Origin of the sequence: Mesorhizobium sp. M6A.T.Cr.TU.016.01.1.1, assembly GCF_003952585.1 — a bacterium.
In the GTDB taxonomy this organism is placed as follows: Bacteria; Pseudomonadota; Alphaproteobacteria; order Rhizobiales; family Rhizobiaceae; genus Mesorhizobium; species Mesorhizobium mediterraneum.
The window spans coordinates 5,212,744-5,227,486 of sequence record NZ_CP034452.1; the positions used below are offsets into that span (position 1 = coordinate 5,212,744).

The window sequence follows — 14,743 nt, forward strand, 5'->3', positions numbered from 1 at the left end:
GCAGATTTCGCGGCGGCGCGTCAGATCCGCAAATTGTGCGCGTTCGCGCGCACGAAGTCGATGAAGGCCCGCAGCTTGGGCGGGACGAGGCGGCGGCTGGGATAATAGAGGTGGAGCGGTTCGTAGGTGGGACAGAAAGGCTCCAGCACCTTGACCAGCGCGCCTGAGGCGAGAAGTGGCGCAGCGAGGCCTTCGACGGCGAAGGCAAGGCCAAGCCCTTGCGCGGCGGCGGTAATGCAGAGCGGAAGTGTGTTCACGATCAGACGTGCGTCCGGGGTGAACTCGACCTGGCGTCCATCGACCACGAACTCCCAGGGCGAGATGGCGCGAGTGCGGGTGAAGGCGAAGGCGATGCAGCGGTGGGCGGCGAGGTCGGCCAGCCGCGTCGGCGTGCCGTTCCTCGCCAGATAGTCCGGGCTCCCCAACACGACCGTCTGCAGCGGCCCGCCCAGACGCGCGCCGATCATATCCTTCTCGAGAAGCTCGCCGATCCGCAGACCGGCATCGAAGCCCTGAGCGGCGATATCGACGAAATTGTCGTCGAAGATCACGCTAAGCCGCACTTCCGGGTAAGCGTCCATGAACGGCCCCATCAGCGGCTCGATCAGCAGCGGCGCGGCGATCCACGGCAGGCTCAGGCGCAGCGTGCCGGCGGGGCGATCGCGGGTCTCGCGCAGCGCCGCGCCAGCTGCCCAGATCTCCTCGGCCGCTGGGCGCACGTGGTCGAGGTAGTGGGCGCCGGCTTCGGTCAAACCGACGCTGCGGGTCGTGCGGTTGAGGAGCCGCACCCCCAGACGCTCCTCGAGCCCCTTGACGGCCTCGCTCAACGAGGCCGGAGCGACGCCGAGTTCGGCGGCGGCGCGGGTGAAGCTCTTGACCTGCGCGACCTTCACGAAGGCGACAATCCCGCTGAACTGGTCGAGGCGCATTGTGAGGAAATTCCAAATAGCCTTGTCGAACTATACGGATTTTTCCGGTGAACAAAAAGCGTCATGTTGGGTCCGACGAAACAGCAAGGAGACAGGACCGATGACCAGGCTCGCTTCGCTCGCCGCCGGCGCTCTCCTGGCGGTGTCTACCGCCCCCGCGAACAGCGGTCCGCAGGAAGACCGCAACATCCAGCTCATCAAGGACTATTACGCGGCTTACGCGACCGGGAACCCGGAGGCCGTGCGCCCCTTCCTCGCGCCCGACATCGTGTGGCGCATTCCCGGCCATCATCCGCTCGCCGGCGACAAGCGGGGGCCGGAGGAGGTGGTCGCCTTTTTCCGCGGCCTGGCCGACGGCAAATTTAGGGCTGAGCCGATCTTCTTCCAGGCGCAGGGCGACCTCGTCGTCGACATTCATCGCGGCTGGTCGAACGTCGGCTCAGGTCCCGAGATCGACCAGCTCTACGCCCTGATGTTCCGCATCCAGGACGGCAAGATCACTGAAGCACAGAATTTTTTGACCGACATGTACCAGTCGGACGCCTTCTACTGGGCGCACTACCCGCTGAAGCCACTGCCTGGCCGACTGACGGATGATCGCTGAGACGGTGGCTTTCCTCAACTTGCCGCGCTTCTCGCTCCAAACCAAAGGAGACTTGCGATGCTGAAAACCCTGACACTAGCCGCGGCAACCGCCGTCGCGCTCGCCTCCACTGCCTTCGCCGCACAGCGCGTCGAGCGCGTCACTTTCGCCTCGCATGGCGAGCAGATCGTCGGCGACCTCTATCTGCCCGAGGATCTAGACGCGATGGAAGCTCGGCCCGCACTGGTCGTGACCGGCGCCTGGATGACGGTGAAGGAACAGATGTCGGCCCGCTACGCCCGCGAGATGGCCGACCGCGGCTTCGTCGCCTTGACCTTCGATTTTCGCGGCTGGGGCGAAAGCGGCGGCGCACGTCGCCAATACGAGGATCCCAGCGCCAAGATCGCCGATATCGAGGCGGCGGTCGCCTATCTCGCGACCCGGCCCGAGACCGACAAGGACCGCATCGGCGGGCTCGGCATTTGCGCCAGCTCCGGCTACATGGTCACTGCCGCCGCTAAAAATACGGCGATCAAGTCGGTCGCTCTCGTCGCACCCTGGCTGCACGACGCCGATGTGGTCGAACAGACCTATGGCGGCAAGGACGGCGTCGCCAAGCTTGAAGCCGCGGGCGATGAAGCCGAGGCGGCGTATCACCGCACCGGCAAACAGGCCTTCCTGCCCGCCGCCAGCCTGACCGACGATCGCGCGATCATGTTCAAGGTGCCTTACTACACCGAGCCCGATCGCGGCATGATCCCGGCCTGGCGCAACGAGGCCGATCCGGCCTTCTGGCGCGGCTGGCTGACATTCGATGCGATCCAGGCTGCTCCCCGTCTGCATCAGCCCTTTGTGATGGTGCATAGCGAGGCGGCTGCCATCCCGCAGGGCGCGCACAAATTTTACGCGCGGCTGACCGGGCCGAAGCAGGAGCTGTGGCTCGACAACGTCACCCAGTTCGACTTCTACGACCGTGCCGGGCCGGTGAAAGCGGCGAGTGACGCCGTCGCCGCGCATTTCCGCGCCACGCTGGGCAGTGCAGGGGAGGCGGGGCAATGAGCGCCGTCACCCGCCGGCACGTCGTCCTGGCCTCGACAGTTTTCGCCGCGACGCTTGCCGCCACCTCTGCGTCGGCCTTGAACACCTCGCAGTCCACGGCTGCGCTGACGCTCGAAGACAGGACCGCCATCGCCGAGGCAGTGGCGGGGATCGGGCTCTATGCCGATTTGCGCGAATGGAACCAGGTCAAATCGTATTTCGCGGCCCGCGTCATGACCGACTATACGAGCCTTTTCGGTGGCGAGGTCGCGACCAGCGACCGCGACGCGCTGATTGCCCAGTGGCAAGACCTGCTGCCGGGCTTCGACGCTACCCAGCACCTCATCACCAACATCGTTGTCGAAGGCGCGGGCAACGATGCCGTTGCGCGCAGCCATGTTCGCGCGACCCACTGGATCGACACCCGGTTCTGGACGGTCGGCGCAAGCTATCTCCACCGACTGGTGCGGACACCAGAAGGCTGGCGCGTCAGCGCCATCTCCATCCATCGCTTATACGAAGAGGGGGACCGCGCCGTGCTGACCGCCGCCGCGGACCGGGTGAATGCGGCGGCGAATTGAGCAGCCGATTCGAGGTTGCTCGGAGCGTCATCAATGGGAATATTGATCGACATGTCGGGGTAGGCTTGGCGCATGCGGTATCAGTGCCGCGAACTGCGGAGGCAAGACATGACCCTTTCACTGCAGGAGATTTCGGATCGGCTTGAGATCGAACAACTGCTTGTTCGTTATTGCTACGCCGTGGACGATCGCGACTGGGAAGCCTATCGGAACGTATTCACACCCGATGCCGTGCTTGACGACACTGTGACGGGCGGAATCAGGAGCGGCGTGGATGAGCATGTTGCTTTCATGAAAGGCGCCCTGTCGAAGATATTGATCTCGCAGCATGCCATTTCGACAATTCTTCTTGAAGTCCGAGGGGACGAGGCCAGCGCGCGCGTGCATTGTTCATGCCCAATGGTGGTCGACCTCGGCGACGGCAAAAGGCAGGTCTTCTTCCAGGGGCTCTGGTATCGCGACCGCGTCGTGCGCACGCCCGAGGGCTGGCGCATCAGTGAACTCGTCGAGGAAGGGTATTGGACTCACAATTTGCCGGAGGGGTTCACCTTCTGACCTCAGTGACGCCCTCTGAGGGGTCCGCCACGGACGCTGTGTTCAGAAATGCCAGCTACTGGCGCAACACCGTGTTTTTGGTGCCTTCTTCGACCTGATCGATAACCAGCAGCTTCACCGGATCGGCGCCGACATTGGTGGCCTGATGCCACTGCCCGATCATTTCGATGATGAAATCGCCTGACTTGTATGTGTTGCTCTTGCCGGTCTCGACATTGGTGACTTGAAGCGTTCCGCCTTGGACATAGGCATAACGGGGAAACGGGTGCTTGTGGACCGGCAAGGTCGCGCCCGGCGCTATCTCAAAGGACGAAACCAGAACCTGCACGTTTTTCTGCGGCAGTGTTATCGGCTGGCCGGATGCGGTTTGCGTGCGTGACGCAAGTGGAGACACGACAACCGGCGTCCCGCTGCTGTCCAGCGCTTGAGCGGCATTCGCAAATAGCGCGGCCGCGAGCAGCAGCGTCGTCGATACCAGGATTTTTCGCATGATTCCTCCCAAGCCCAGCTTCACCATCGCGCAGCAGATATCCGCGCGCAAGCGTCTCCTTTCGCGAGGCTTAGGCGCCTCTCCTGAACATGCCAGGCGTCATGCCATGCGCAGCCCGGAACGTGCGGGAAAGATGGCTCTGGTCGGCGAAACCTGCCGCAATGGCGGCATCGGCGAGGCCGAGCCCCTGTTCGATCAAGCAGCTGGCGCGACGCCGTCTCCGGTCGCGGATATAGGCTGCGGGCGTCAGGCCGATCAGCTTCTTGAAATCCCGGATGACCTGGAACCGGGTCACGCGCGCGGCGTCGGCAAGCCGCTGCAGGTCGAGTTGCGAGCCAAGCTCGCTTTCAACAAGGTTCTGGTAGAGCGAGAACCGCTGTCGCGATCCCGAGCTTTCGACCTCCTCTGCCAGCCCGTCCCAATCGCCATGCCGAACGATGAGATGCCTCAAGGCGACGAGCAGCGACGCCTCGGCCTGCGTCGCGTCCTGAGACGTCGAGCCTTCATGCGCCGCCGCCAACGCTGCTGCGAGACCGCCGTCCTCGATGATCGCGTGCGAGAAAACCGGAGCGCCATCCCAGCCCAACTCGCGGGCGACCGCCGTCATCAGCGGAACCGAGGGATAAAAGGTCCGGTAGGCCCAGCCTTCATCCGCGCCTTGTTCCCCGTCATGCCACTCCTCGGGATTGACGACGGCAATAGTGCCTGCCGGAGCGACAACGCTGTGGCGTCCGATGCGAATGCGTTCGCAGCCGGAAGTAATCAGCGCGATCACATAGGTCGGATGCGTGTGCAACTCGTAACGATGCTTCGTGAAGCGCGCCTTGAACAGGCCAAGGTCAGGGAAGCAGGGATGACGCCAGTATTTACTGGTTTCGTTCGCGTGCACGTTTTTGTCCCTGCTGCGGTCAATCTGGTTCAAGACGCCTCTTGCGCGACCTTCTAATCTATCCCGGACCAAACCGCCCTTTGCCGGCGTAGAAGGAGAGCATCGTGCTGCACAATGACCCCATCGCCGCCTTGACGCCAGAGGTCGTAGCCTGGCGCCGCCACATCCATTCCAATCCAGAACTCGGATTCAACGAGCACGAAACCGCACGCTTCGTCGCTGAGAAACTGCGCGCCTTCGGCTTTGACGAGGTTCATGAGGGGATCGGCGGCACCGGGGTTGTCGGCGTCCTGCGCGGCGGCACCGGCGCACGCGCCATCGGTCTTCGCGCCGAGTTGGACGCGCTTCCGGTCCTGGAGAAGACCGGCTTGCCCTATGCCTCCAGGAATGCGGGCGTGATGCACGCCTGTGGCCATGACGGCCACACAGCCATGCTGCTCGGCGCCGCCAGACTGCTCAGCCAATTCCGCGCCTTCGACGGCACCGTCTATTTCGTCTTCCAGCCAGCCGAGGAAAACGAAGGCGGCAGCATGCGCATGATCGAGGACGGCCTGTTCGAGCGCTTTCCGGTCGAGGCGATGTATGCCGTCCACAACTGGCCGGGCGTCAGGCTAGGCACGATCGCGGCTCGCGTTGGACCTCAGATGGCGGCGGTCGACAATTTCGAGCTGACTTTCGAAGGTCTTGGCGCACATGCCGCCATGCCACAGCTCGGCGACGACCCGATCCTGGCCGCGGGCGCGTTTGTCCAGGCCGTTCAGCGCATCGTCAGCCGCTCGGTCGACCCGCAAAGCGCGCTGGTCGTCAGCCTGACACAGATCCATGGCGGCAATGTCGGCAACATCGTGCCGGGCAGGGTCTGGCTGCAAGGCACTTGCCGGTTTTTCGAACCCGATCATTCCGATCACTGCGAGAAGCTGATCGACGAGATCGCCCGGGGCATTGCCGCGGCCCATTCGCTCAAGGCCACGCTCGATTACAAGAAGGGCTATCCGCCGCTCATCAACACCGCCCACGCGACAGCTCGCGCCGTCAAGGCGGCCGCCGCAACCGTCGGGAGGGATAACGTCTCGACCGAGTTTAGCCCGAGCCTGGGCTGCGAGGATTTCGCCTTCATGATCCGCGAGGCCGGCGGCTGCTACGTGTGGATCGGCGCCGGCGATGTCGGCCCCGGCGAGGGCCTGCACGGCGATCGCTATGTCTTCAACGACGAAATCGTGCCGACTGTGATGCGCTATTACGTCAATCTGGTTGAGCAAACGCTTGCCGTCTCGTGAACCGTCAGAGGGGAATTGATGGTCCAGCGAGAACTGCCGATCTGAACGCGCTTCGTCGTCAGCGCGCCAACCCGGCGCATTTCACCCGGCCGTGGCCTCGAGTTGCTCTACGGGAACGGGACTTCCGAGCGCCGCCTGCGCCGTATCGGCCTGGATTTCGTCGACATGCGCCATCACCAGAATAACTCCTTGAACAAGGTTGGGCTCACCCGGTTTTTTGGCGAGTGTCTGGAGAAGCCCACCAGCAAAGCCGCCGCAGGCTCCTCCGACGAGAGTCAGGCCAGCCGCCGCTCCGACAGGATCAATGCCGGTGGTTCCAAAAGTCCACAGGCCGATTAACAGACCAGCTGCCGCGCCAAGGGCGGCACCGCCCGGACCGCGCAGGACAGCGCCGATTTCGTCGTCGTAGGGTCCGATGACGCTGATCTGTTCGTGAGAAACTCCTGCCGCCTGAAGCGCGGCAACGGCACGCGCTGCCTGGTCGCGGGAATCGAAGAGTCTGCTGATTGTTCTCATTTGACGCTGCCCATAACATAGTCGCCCGCCGCTCGTTTAGAAGCGGCGGGCGTCTCCTCCCTCTCGTTCAGGTCACTGAATGATTTTGACGATCTTGCGTGTGCCTGGATCAACGACAACGGTCCGATTGTCCACGACAACGTACCGGTATTCGACGTCGGGAACTTCATGAAGCTCGACCGTATCGGGTAGCGTTGAGCCGATATTGAGTTCCACCCCGGGGAGCTCCACCGATGCGAGCGGCTGCTTTTCCACATATTCCCTAATGACGGTCTCCTGCTCAGGCGCGATGATCACGTCCTGAGCGGCAGCGGTGCCGACACCTGCCAATAGCAGAAATCCGGCGGCTGCAGTGGAAAGACGCATTTTCATGGTTGCCTCCTTATGTGAGCTCTCTTGGCATCATTCTTCGCGCTAGACTCCCTCAAACATGAGACCGCTGCAAACGTTCCTTGGCTGGGCTTCGGTCCGATCCGTGAGGCCCTGCCGTTGGACTTAAGTCTGATCTGCTGCGCGCAATGGGGCCGGATGTCGAGCGGTCCGGAACCGCGATTGCCCGGACTCGTTCGGCGCAAATTTACGGGACGAGTTCATGGAGAGGGGTGGCCGCCACCCTCATTCGGCAGCCCGCTTCCGACCGACATTTCTCACCTGTGTCAAACTCGCCAGGAGAAAGGAAATGGCCGACGAGAAAAGCAACCAAGACTTCCTCGACCGCAGGCGCCTGTCGGTCGACGAGTACTACGAGGTGGAACATTTCGCGCGAGAAAATGGCGTTTCGCCGAGCCAGGTCAGTAGGCTGATCAAAAAGAACGGTAACGATCGGATGACGCTCACTCAAGCGGTGAGAGCATTGCGCGACCAGAAGTGAAAAATACGCCGCACCTTCCGCCGCGATTGGCGATCAGGCGTTGCACCATCTGTGCCGGGGAGATCGAAAGCATCGGAACTGGCGCTTCATGGCTTTGCTGCCTCGCTCAACGAGGGCAGTGGAGCTTATGCGAAAAAACCGCCGGGTGTGGTTTCCGTCCAGTCTGTAAAGCCCTAAGTTCCCTAGGGATTGATCAGTTGCAGATCAAAGATGGCGTCGCTTAGCGTCGTTCGACAACAGATTGGCCGGTTCTCTCGAATCGTGCCGCTGGCGCGACGCGCCGCCGACTGGGCCGTTGGGGATATGGCGCCATACAGAGCGACAGGACTGATCGATCGATGGAACGCACTGTCGCTGGCCACTCAGTTTCTGCTCGCGGGCGGACTATTCTCGCTGTCGGCGATGATCGTGGTGGGAATTTCCGTGACAAGCCAGATAGAAGCCGCGGTCACCCGGAACTCGGCTTCTGCGACAGCTCTCTACGTCGACAGCGTTATCGCGCCGCTGCTCCCCGACATGCGCAGGAGCGAAGTGCTGGAGGAGAGCGTTGCTCATGCGCTGGATGAAACGCTGGGGCAAGGCGCGCTCGGCAAAAGGCTCCAATCCTTCAAGCTCTGGCGCCGCGACGGAACCATCCTCTATTCGACCAACAAAGATTTGGTCGGGAAGCGCTTTCCACCCAGCGACAATCTCCGGGCCGCATTCGCAGGCGACATGGTCGCTGAATTCGACAAACTCGATGACCTGGATAGCCAGGCTGAGCGGGACAGCGGCTTGCATCTTCTTGAAATCTATAATCCGGTACTTCAGCCGTGGTCGGGCGAAGTCGTGGCTGTTTTGGAATTTTATGAGATCGCCACCGATTTTGAAACGAACCTCCGGCAGGCACTCGTCCGAACCTGGCTCGATGTCGCTGCCGTCACCGCAATTTTTTTCCTCGGGCTTTCGGCGATCGTCTTTCGCGGCAGCCGCACGATTCGTTCCCAGAGCCGGTCATTGAAGCAGCGCATTGCCGAACTTTCCGATCTGCTTGCTCAAAACCGGATGTTGAGATTGCGGGTGCAGCGTGCTTCGCAGCGCGCCACGGCGCTTAACGAACGTTACCTCAGGCGGATCGGCGCGGACCTGCATGACGGGCCGGCGCAACTGGTTGCCCTCGCTGCACTGGGCATTGACAGTCCCGTGCTTGCCGATCCCGCCACGCCGGCTGCGGCGCGTGCACGCGAATTGCAGGCCATCAAGGCCAATTTGGACGACGCGATGCGAGAAATCAGGAACGTCAGCAAGGGCCTTGTGCTGCCGCATGTCGAGAATGCCGAGCTGACCGAAATACTCGAGCTTGCCGTGCGAGCGCACGAAGAGCGGACCGGCGTCAAAGTGATGCTGTCCATGACCGGGGGGCACACATCCTTGTCGCCAGCGGCCAAGATCTGCCTCTTTCGCTTCATCCAGGAGGCGCTGAACAACGGTTTCCGCCACGCCGGAGGTGCCGGCCAATCGGTCGCGAAACATTTCGACGGGGAGCGCGTTTTTATCGAGGTTTCCGATACCGGCCCCGGTTTTGACCCGAAGATCGTCCACCCTGAAGGGCTGGGGCTCGTCGGGTTGCGTGAGCGGGTAGAAAGCCTCGGTGGCCAGTTTGCCGTAACATCTTCACAAAATGGCACGATGGTGAAAATGGTTCTCAATACAGTTGAAATGGGACAGGCGTGATGCCAGCAGCCATAAAACTCGCCGTCATCGATGACCACCCGCTGTTCAGGGAAGGCGTCGTGCGCACTCTCGAGCAGATCGGCGGCTTCGAGATTATTGCGCAAGGCAGCAGCAGAGATGACGCCCTGCGGATATCGGAAGACCAGCAGCTCGATATTCTCCTGATGGACATCTCGGTGCCTGGAGGGGGCCTGAGTGCGATCGAGCCGGCTCTGCAGCGACACCCGGATCTGAAAATTGTGATGCTGACGGTTTCGGAGGAGAACCAGGACGTCGTGACCGCCTTGCAGAGCGGGGCACGAGGCTATGTCCTGAAGGGTGTCGGGTCGAGAACCCTGGCCGCCATACTGCGCACGGTGGCGCTAGGCGAAAGATATGTTTGCCCGCAATTGTCGGCGCGTGTGCTGGTCGACTTGTCTACCCGATCAACCACGACGGCGAAAGCCGACGTGCTGGCCGAACTCACCAGTCGCGAAAGAGAGATCCTGACGCTCGTTGCCGCGGGATTGAGCAACAAACGGATCGGTCTTCAGCTGAACCTGCACGAGAAAACCATAAAGCACCACATGACGCGCATTCTTTCCAAGCTCAACGTGAGCAACCGGACCGAAGCTGCGATGACGTTGCGCGACGCCACCGAGCGTCAGCATTCGCCTGTTCCCCATTCTGCCTGAAGCAAATGGGGCCTTGCGGCCCGTGAACTGGTCATCACTCGATCATGGCGAGCAGTCTTGCCCGATCGGAGTTCGTTGCCTGCCGCCGAATGATGGTGCGGCCCATGGCATCCCGCATTTCATAATGGCGACCGTCGATGCGCTCGCTGAGCCCGTTGGAATGCACCACACCCACACTTGGCCCGTGCACTTCGATCCGGTCTCCAGTGGCCGCATTGATATATAGTTTTGGCTTGTTGCCGGGGTTTACCGCGGTGACCGCATCTTCGGGGGGATTGTCTTTCGGTGATTTTGATTTGCCCTTGCCCGCGTTGGCACTGGACTTTCCAGCATTTCCCGCGTTCCCAGAATTTCCCGAGTTGCCAGAATCTCCCGCGTTGCCAGAATTCCCGGCATTTCCAGAATTCCCGGAGTTTCCAGCGTTTCCGGAATTCCCGTTGCCACCATTCTGTGCCCAGGCAGTCTGCGGGCCAAGCGTCAGGCCGTCTTGTGCCACACGGTAGGGGCTCACGACGAGAATCAAGGTCGATGCAGTGAGGCAGATGGCGACGCGAAGCCTTCGTCGCCGCACGACAGGCGTCATCAATAGATTTGCCAATGTCACGTTAGAATATCCTCTAACCGTTACGGTCTGCGCTGCATTATGCCTATTGTTTCCGAGCCAATCCTCTGTGCGCTGCACCGACTTGTCACGCTTCCGCCATCACAAGGCGATGTCAAGGCCCACCGGTCTCAGGGGAGAAACCGGTGGGTCTCGCTAGCGCAGGAAGGGACTCATTGCTGCGCAAGCGTGTTGCCTTCATCGATCGGGTCCCATCAGCCGATAATAAGCCCAACGGCCGCAACCCCGAACACCAAGCCAAATACCGGGAAAAGCAGCCAACGTGCCTGCTGAATGCTGTGGTCCATTGCAGCCTCCTGTCAGGGGGGTCGGCATCGCAACGACGCCTGCCGGAGCCCGGTTCCTGAAACTCCCCTATTGGGGGCTTTTGCGATAGCAGCCCCGGACCAAAGCACTGCCTGTGCCAGCCCATGGTCTGCCAGCCGGTAGACTGAAGTCCTGCCCGGGGTTGATGAAGGCACCGTCGAGGGATGATCGATGAGGGTTCGGCCGGAAGGGTCCTCGACACGCAAAATGCCCGCCAGCTTGAACAGCGGGGTGTATTGGCGACGTAAATGGCTGTCGCCGTCCGATGAGTGGCCCTCCACCTTCAAACGATGAATGGTGAGGGGTCCGCCGCGGGTGCGGCGAGCCCCCTTCACGCCCGACAAGGGCGTTAGGTCAGAATAAGGACGATCTTGAGCGTATCCGGGTCGACGATGACGATTCGGCCATCAGCCAACACGAAATACTCGTAGGATTCGTAAGCCGGGACGATCTTGACAATTCGCGGTGGCAGACGATGCAGTCTGACCTTCTGCCGCGGGACCTCGATGCCCACGGAGATGTCAAAATCGACGTCGGAAACCGGTTCGACCTTCTCCTCCTTCAGGACCTGGGTGATTTCCGTTTTCTGTTCAACGGTCACATTCTCGATCGAGCCGGTCGATGTCTCATCCTGCTGAGTGGAGGTCTTGCCCTGGGTTTGCTGCTCGGTGGTGGTACCGGCCTCGCCCTGGGACTGCTGCTCGGTCTGGACCTTGGCCTTGTCCTGCGCCTGTTGCTCGGTTGTGGTGCCAGCCTCGCCCTGGGTCTGCTGCTCGGTCTGGACCTTCCCCTTGTCCTGCGCCTGTTGCTCGGTGGTTGCGCCGGCCTTGCCCTGAGCCTGCTCATCGGTCCGCACCTTCGCTTTGCCTTGAGCCTGCTCCTCGGTGGCGGTACCGGTCTCGCCCTGGGTCTGTTCGCCCATCTTCGAGCCCTTCGGACAATCGGCCGAGCCGGGTGCGCAACCGGTGCCGGCGCCCGGTTGGATTTCGGCCGGCTGCTGTTCCTGAGCAAGTGCTGCTCCGCAGCCAACGCCGATGGCCAGCATACTGGTGATCAGAACTTTTTTCATGAGATAATCTCCTTCGAAAAGTCTGTCCCTTCAGGGGGGGAACCACCTCCAAGAAATTTTGTTCCAGGCGAATTGACCGGGCGGAGCACTGTACGCGTTCCACAGCGACCAATCTCCGAACATGAGCCTGCGGTTTTTCCTTTGAGAATGGAACACTGTCCCGCCACGAAAGTTTAAACGCCAGCAGCATCGTATTGTCCCCTCATACAAATGCTGCGAGATCGGTGGCCCCGATCAGCCCGCGTCCTCTCCCCGAGGGCGCGGGCTTTCTGCTGTTGTGAGAGCCTGCTGTAGATCCGCATGCAGTCCAATCTTACGATGAGTTTGCTTCAATCCCCAAATTGATGTCCTTCCTTGACAGCAAAAAGTGCTGTTCACATATTTTCCCGCAGCCGTCGCTCACGGCTCTCGTGGAAGCTCAAACACTCGTTCAGTTGAATGGAGGTTCTAATGAACGACAGGACTTTCGACCGGCCTGTTTTCGTCAAGAAAGGGGCGTTTATGGTGGAGGAAATCGGATGCTTGGCTGATGCTTTCGAGTTCCTGGAGGAATGGCCGAAGAATCGCAGAGGGCCAATCTTTGACACGGCGTTCCGAGCTTGCCAGCGCGCTTATGATAGCCAAGTTGCCATTTCAGTTGCTCGCGAAGCTTTTGCCGGCTTCGCCAGATCGGCCAAAATCCTAGCGGACGCCTCTGCAGCTGTGCCCTGGATGACGGCACCGAAAACCGGCCGTGGTGGCGTGACGGCCTAACCGATGTAGTGCCTGGCGAAAGATGGCCGGCGCCGCAGGGGCGGAGAAGGTGGGGTTGCCTAGGTTGGCGCCGGCCAAGCGGCGTTGGGGTTCACCACGAAGAAAGAGTGGCAAAATTCGCCGGATTGATTATGGCGTGATCGCGGAAGTTCGCCGGGTCTAGCCATAGCAGGCGCACCTCGATGCTTCCGATCCTGTCCCGAACTCGGCGAGATACATCAGGGTCCGGCTGCGTACAACAGGCGCAGAACGCCCGTGCTGCTCCAATATGCGATCATGACTTTGGTCATGAGATTTTTCTTTCCAAAGCTATAGGATCCGCTCGCTCGTGGCAGGCTACGCCGCCATACTTGCGGTGACTGTCCGGTGAGTCGTGGCCGGTCTCAGACATATCGGCTGCTAACGATCTGCTAACGATCTTGGCCACTCGGCTGTAATGCCGGACGAGACTCGTGTTTTACGACGGCTATATTAAACTGGATTAAATGGCGGTTGACCATACTTCGCCACTTTATCAAGACTAGCCCGGTTTCACGGTTTTTGTCTTTGATAAACGGCGGCGAAATAGTAAGGTGGCCTGTAATATTCGCTTTAGGGAACTGAGCCTCAACTTTCGTTTAAGGAGAGATCATGAACAAGATCATGTCGGGTTTGCTGGCGGCCGCGTTATCGGTATCGTTCGCGACCACCATAGCAGTGCCTGCTGACGCAGCTCAGGTATTCCTGCCGCAAGCGCCGTCCGTTTCGACTGATGTGCAGACGGTTGACCATAATCCGTGGGGGAAGCGCCACAACCGCAAAAACCGCAAATTTTCGCGCCACGATGGCTCCCACTGGAACGGCCATCGCGGTTATCGTGAGTACCGTCGCGGCCATCGCCGTCATGGCGACTACTGGTTCCCGCTGGCTGCATTCGCCACCGGCGCGGTGATCGGCAGTGCGATCATCAACAACAACCAGAACCGTGTTAATCGTGGCGACGCCCATGTCGAGTGGTGTTACGACCGGTACCGCAGTTACCGCGCGTCCGACAATACGTTCCAGCCCAACTACGGACCTCGACAGCAGTGCAATTCGCCCTACTGATTCGGCGAGCTGAGATGTTGACAGAGCCCGTGCCGGCGACGGCGCGGGCTTTTTATGCCGACTGACCGCATCACCGCACCCCGCTTCGGCGGGGAGGCTGCCATTTCCTGATAGCTTCAATGGGTATGCGTGGAAATTGGCTCCCCGGGCCGGATTCGAACCAGCGACCAACCGGTTAACAGCCGGTTGCTCTACCACTGAGCTACCGGGGAACAGACGCTCTCATGTGAGTGGCGCAGCCTATAGCAAACCCGTTTCGGCTTTGCAAAGAAGCATTTCGTATTTTTCGGCGCTTTTTCGCGCGACGACTTCTCGCAATCATGTGCGCGCGTCCTCATATGAGCCGTCTGACGGGCTGCGCGGAACCGAAAAGGTGGTTGCGGCATTCGTCAGCTGGTGCTTTTACTTTGCCCGAACGGACCACCAACCAGACATGAGCGCAGCAAGCCACAACCATCCACCGGCACGGAAAATATCGGTCTTCGGCCGTCAATTCACCATGCCGCGCTCGCGCGGCCTCAGGATTGCGATCGGCGTCGTGCTGATCTTCGGCGGCATTCTCGGCTTCCTGCCGATCCTGGGCTTCTGGATGATTCCGATCGGATTGCTGGTGCTCTCCTACGAGTTTGCCTTGGTGCGCCGCCATCGGCGCCGGCTCGTCGTGTGGTGGGAGCGGCGGCGGCGGCCGAACTGACGACGTGGCAAGCCTCTGTGAGGGGGGCGTCTTTCCAGCCCGACTCAGCCCCGGCTAATGCCCGGAGCGCTTTCCCGGCCCTCGCAATTCTCCTTCA

The 14,743-nt window shown here is 61.0% G+C and carries 18 protein-coding genes and 1 tRNA gene; 11 read left to right on the forward strand and 8 right to left on the reverse strand.

Features of this window, described 5'->3' with window-relative positions:
- Positions 1-20 precede the first annotated feature (20 nt).
- A complete protein-coding gene (locus tag EJ075_RS25310) occupies positions 21-929 on the reverse strand; it encodes a LysR family transcriptional regulator (RefSeq protein WP_126106193.1) in 909 nt (302 codons plus the stop codon).
- Between the two features lie 100 nt (positions 930-1,029).
- Here EJ075_RS25310 and EJ075_RS25315 point away from each other — a divergent pair, with 100 nt between their 5' ends.
- The 4 genes from EJ075_RS25315 to EJ075_RS25330 all read left to right on the forward strand — a co-directional run bounded on the left by EJ075_RS25315 (position 1,030) and on the right by EJ075_RS25330 (position 3,686).
- Positions 1,030-1,533, forward strand: a complete 504-nt coding sequence (locus EJ075_RS25315; protein ID WP_126106194.1) for a nuclear transport factor 2 family protein — start codon at positions 1,030-1,032, stop codon at positions 1,531-1,533.
- Between the two features lie 57 nt (positions 1,534-1,590).
- Entirely contained in the window at positions 1,591-2,571 is a 981-nt protein-coding gene (locus tag EJ075_RS25320) for a CocE/NonD family hydrolase (protein ID WP_126106195.1), read from the forward strand.
- Entirely contained in the window at positions 2,568-3,131 is a 564-nt protein-coding gene (locus EJ075_RS25325) for a nuclear transport factor 2 family protein (RefSeq protein WP_126106196.1), read from the forward strand. Before EJ075_RS25320 ends, EJ075_RS25325 begins: the two co-directional genes overlap by 4 nt.
- Positions 3,132-3,239: 108 nt before the next feature.
- Positions 3,240-3,686, forward strand: coding sequence for a nuclear transport factor 2 family protein (locus EJ075_RS25330; RefSeq protein WP_158302569.1), 447 nt, complete (start codon positions 3,240-3,242; stop codon positions 3,684-3,686).
- Between the two features lie 55 nt (positions 3,687-3,741).
- Here the strand turns inward: EJ075_RS25330 and EJ075_RS25335 are convergent, their stop codons facing one another.
- Together EJ075_RS25335 and EJ075_RS25340 are read right to left on the reverse strand one after the other, a co-directional pair.
- A complete protein-coding gene (locus EJ075_RS25335) occupies positions 3,742-4,176 on the reverse strand; it encodes a cupin domain-containing protein (protein ID WP_126106197.1) in 435 nt (144 codons plus the stop codon).
- A gap of 70 nt (positions 4,177-4,246) precedes the next feature.
- On the reverse strand, positions 4,247-5,065 hold the full coding sequence (locus EJ075_RS25340) for an AraC family transcriptional regulator (RefSeq protein ID WP_126106198.1): 819 nt from the start codon (positions 5,063-5,065) through the stop codon (positions 4,247-4,249).
- Between the two features lie 104 nt (positions 5,066-5,169).
- Here EJ075_RS25340 and EJ075_RS25345 point away from each other — a divergent pair, with 104 nt between their 5' ends.
- Positions 5,170-6,342, forward strand: a complete 1,173-nt coding sequence (locus EJ075_RS25345) for an amidohydrolase (protein ID WP_126106199.1) — start codon at positions 5,170-5,172, stop codon at positions 6,340-6,342.
- A gap of 81 nt (positions 6,343-6,423) precedes the next feature.
- Here the strand turns inward: EJ075_RS25345 and EJ075_RS25350 are convergent, their stop codons facing one another.
- Both EJ075_RS25350 and EJ075_RS25355 read right to left on the reverse strand, forming a co-directional pair.
- Positions 6,424-6,858, reverse strand: coding sequence for a hypothetical protein (locus EJ075_RS25350; RefSeq protein WP_126106200.1), 435 nt, complete (start codon positions 6,856-6,858; stop codon positions 6,424-6,426).
- A 72-nt stretch (positions 6,859-6,930) separates the two neighbouring features.
- Positions 6,931-7,230, reverse strand: coding sequence for a DUF1236 domain-containing protein (locus tag EJ075_RS25355; RefSeq protein WP_095485521.1), 300 nt, complete (start codon positions 7,228-7,230; stop codon positions 6,931-6,933).
- Positions 7,231-7,537: 307 nt separating this feature from the next.
- Between EJ075_RS25355 and EJ075_RS25360 the strand changes: the two genes are divergently transcribed.
- The 3 genes from EJ075_RS25360 (at position 7,538) to EJ075_RS25370 (ending at position 10,116) form a co-directional block, all read left to right on the forward strand.
- Positions 7,538-7,729, forward strand: a complete 192-nt coding sequence (locus EJ075_RS25360) for a DUF3606 domain-containing protein (RefSeq protein WP_095485520.1) — start codon at positions 7,538-7,540, stop codon at positions 7,727-7,729.
- Between the two features lie 303 nt (positions 7,730-8,032).
- Complete coding sequence (locus EJ075_RS25365; protein ID WP_095485599.1) at positions 8,033-9,442, forward strand: sensor histidine kinase; 1,410 nt, start codon at positions 8,033-8,035, stop codon at positions 9,440-9,442.
- Positions 9,442-10,116: a response regulator transcription factor gene (locus EJ075_RS25370; protein WP_095485519.1), complete on the forward strand. Its 675-nt coding sequence runs from the start codon at positions 9,442-9,444 to the stop codon at positions 10,114-10,116. Before EJ075_RS25365 ends, EJ075_RS25370 begins: the two co-directional genes overlap by 1 nt.
- A gap of 34 nt (positions 10,117-10,150) precedes the next feature.
- Here the strand turns inward: EJ075_RS25370 and EJ075_RS25375 are convergent, their stop codons facing one another.
- Positions 10,151-10,720 carry a hypothetical protein gene (locus EJ075_RS25375; RefSeq protein ID WP_126106201.1) on the reverse strand — a complete coding sequence of 190 codons (570 nt, stop codon included), beginning with the start codon at positions 10,718-10,720 and terminating at the stop codon, positions 10,151-10,153.
- A 673-nt stretch (positions 10,721-11,393) separates the two neighbouring features.
- Complete coding sequence (locus EJ075_RS25380) at positions 11,394-12,113, reverse strand: DUF1236 domain-containing protein (RefSeq protein ID WP_095485518.1); 720 nt, start codon at positions 12,111-12,113, stop codon at positions 11,394-11,396.
- Positions 12,114-12,563: 450 nt separating this feature from the next.
- On the opposite strand from EJ075_RS25380, the gene EJ075_RS25385 reads away from it, so the two are divergent.
- Together EJ075_RS25385 and EJ075_RS25390 are read left to right on the forward strand one after the other, a co-directional pair.
- Positions 12,564-12,866, forward strand: coding sequence for a DUF982 domain-containing protein (locus tag EJ075_RS25385; protein WP_126106202.1), 303 nt, complete (start codon positions 12,564-12,566; stop codon positions 12,864-12,866).
- A 630-nt stretch (positions 12,867-13,496) separates the two neighbouring features.
- Entirely contained in the window at positions 13,497-13,952 is a 456-nt protein-coding gene (locus EJ075_RS25390; RefSeq protein ID WP_126106203.1) for a BA14K family protein, read from the forward strand.
- A 137-nt stretch (positions 13,953-14,089) separates the two neighbouring features.
- Here EJ075_RS25390 and EJ075_RS25395 read toward each other — a convergent pair.
- A tRNA-Asn gene (locus tag EJ075_RS25395) sits at positions 14,090-14,164 on the reverse strand.
- A 221-nt stretch (positions 14,165-14,385) separates the two neighbouring features.
- On the opposite strand from EJ075_RS25395, the gene EJ075_RS25400 reads away from it, so the two are divergent.
- Positions 14,386-14,646, forward strand: a complete 261-nt coding sequence (locus tag EJ075_RS25400; RefSeq protein ID WP_029353198.1) for a hypothetical protein — start codon at positions 14,386-14,388, stop codon at positions 14,644-14,646.
- Positions 14,647-14,743: the final 97 nt, after the last annotated feature.

Coding starts and splice junctions, on each gene's coding strand:
- EJ075_RS25310 (WP_126106193.1), bottom strand. CDS start 929: ATGCGCCTCGACCAGTTCAGCGGGATTGTCGCCTTCGTGAAGGTCGCG.
- EJ075_RS25315 (WP_126106194.1), top strand. CDS start 1,030: ATGACCAGGCTCGCTTCGCTCGCCGCCGGCGCTCTCCTGGCGGTGTCT.
- EJ075_RS25320 (WP_126106195.1), top strand. CDS start 1,591: ATGCTGAAAACCCTGACACTAGCCGCGGCAACCGCCGTCGCGCTCGCC.
- EJ075_RS25325 (WP_126106196.1), top strand. CDS start 2,568: ATGAGCGCCGTCACCCGCCGGCACGTCGTCCTGGCCTCGACAGTTTTC.
- EJ075_RS25330 (WP_158302569.1), top strand. CDS start 3,240: ATGACCCTTTCACTGCAGGAGATTTCGGATCGGCTTGAGATCGAACAA.
- EJ075_RS25335 (WP_126106197.1), bottom strand. CDS start 4,176: ATGCGAAAAATCCTGGTATCGACGACGCTGCTGCTCGCGGCCGCGCTA.
- EJ075_RS25350 (WP_126106200.1), bottom strand. CDS start 6,858: ATGAGAACAATCAGCAGACTCTTCGATTCCCGCGACCAGGCAGCGCGT.
- EJ075_RS25355 (WP_095485521.1), bottom strand. CDS start 7,230: ATGAAAATGCGTCTTTCCACTGCAGCCGCCGGATTTCTGCTATTGGCA.
- EJ075_RS25360 (WP_095485520.1), top strand. CDS start 7,538: ATGGCCGACGAGAAAAGCAACCAAGACTTCCTCGACCGCAGGCGCCTG.
- EJ075_RS25365 (WP_095485599.1), top strand. CDS start 8,033: ATGGCGCCATACAGAGCGACAGGACTGATCGATCGATGGAACGCACTG.
- EJ075_RS25370 (WP_095485519.1), top strand. CDS start 9,442: ATGCCAGCAGCCATAAAACTCGCCGTCATCGATGACCACCCGCTGTTC.
- EJ075_RS25380 (WP_095485518.1), bottom strand. CDS start 12,113: ATGAAAAAAGTTCTGATCACCAGTATGCTGGCCATCGGCGTTGGCTGC.
- EJ075_RS25385 (WP_126106202.1), top strand. CDS start 12,564: ATGAACGACAGGACTTTCGACCGGCCTGTTTTCGTCAAGAAAGGGGCG.
- EJ075_RS25390 (WP_126106203.1), top strand. CDS start 13,497: ATGAACAAGATCATGTCGGGTTTGCTGGCGGCCGCGTTATCGGTATCG.
- EJ075_RS25400 (WP_029353198.1), top strand. CDS start 14,386: ATGAGCGCAGCAAGCCACAACCATCCACCGGCACGGAAAATATCGGTC.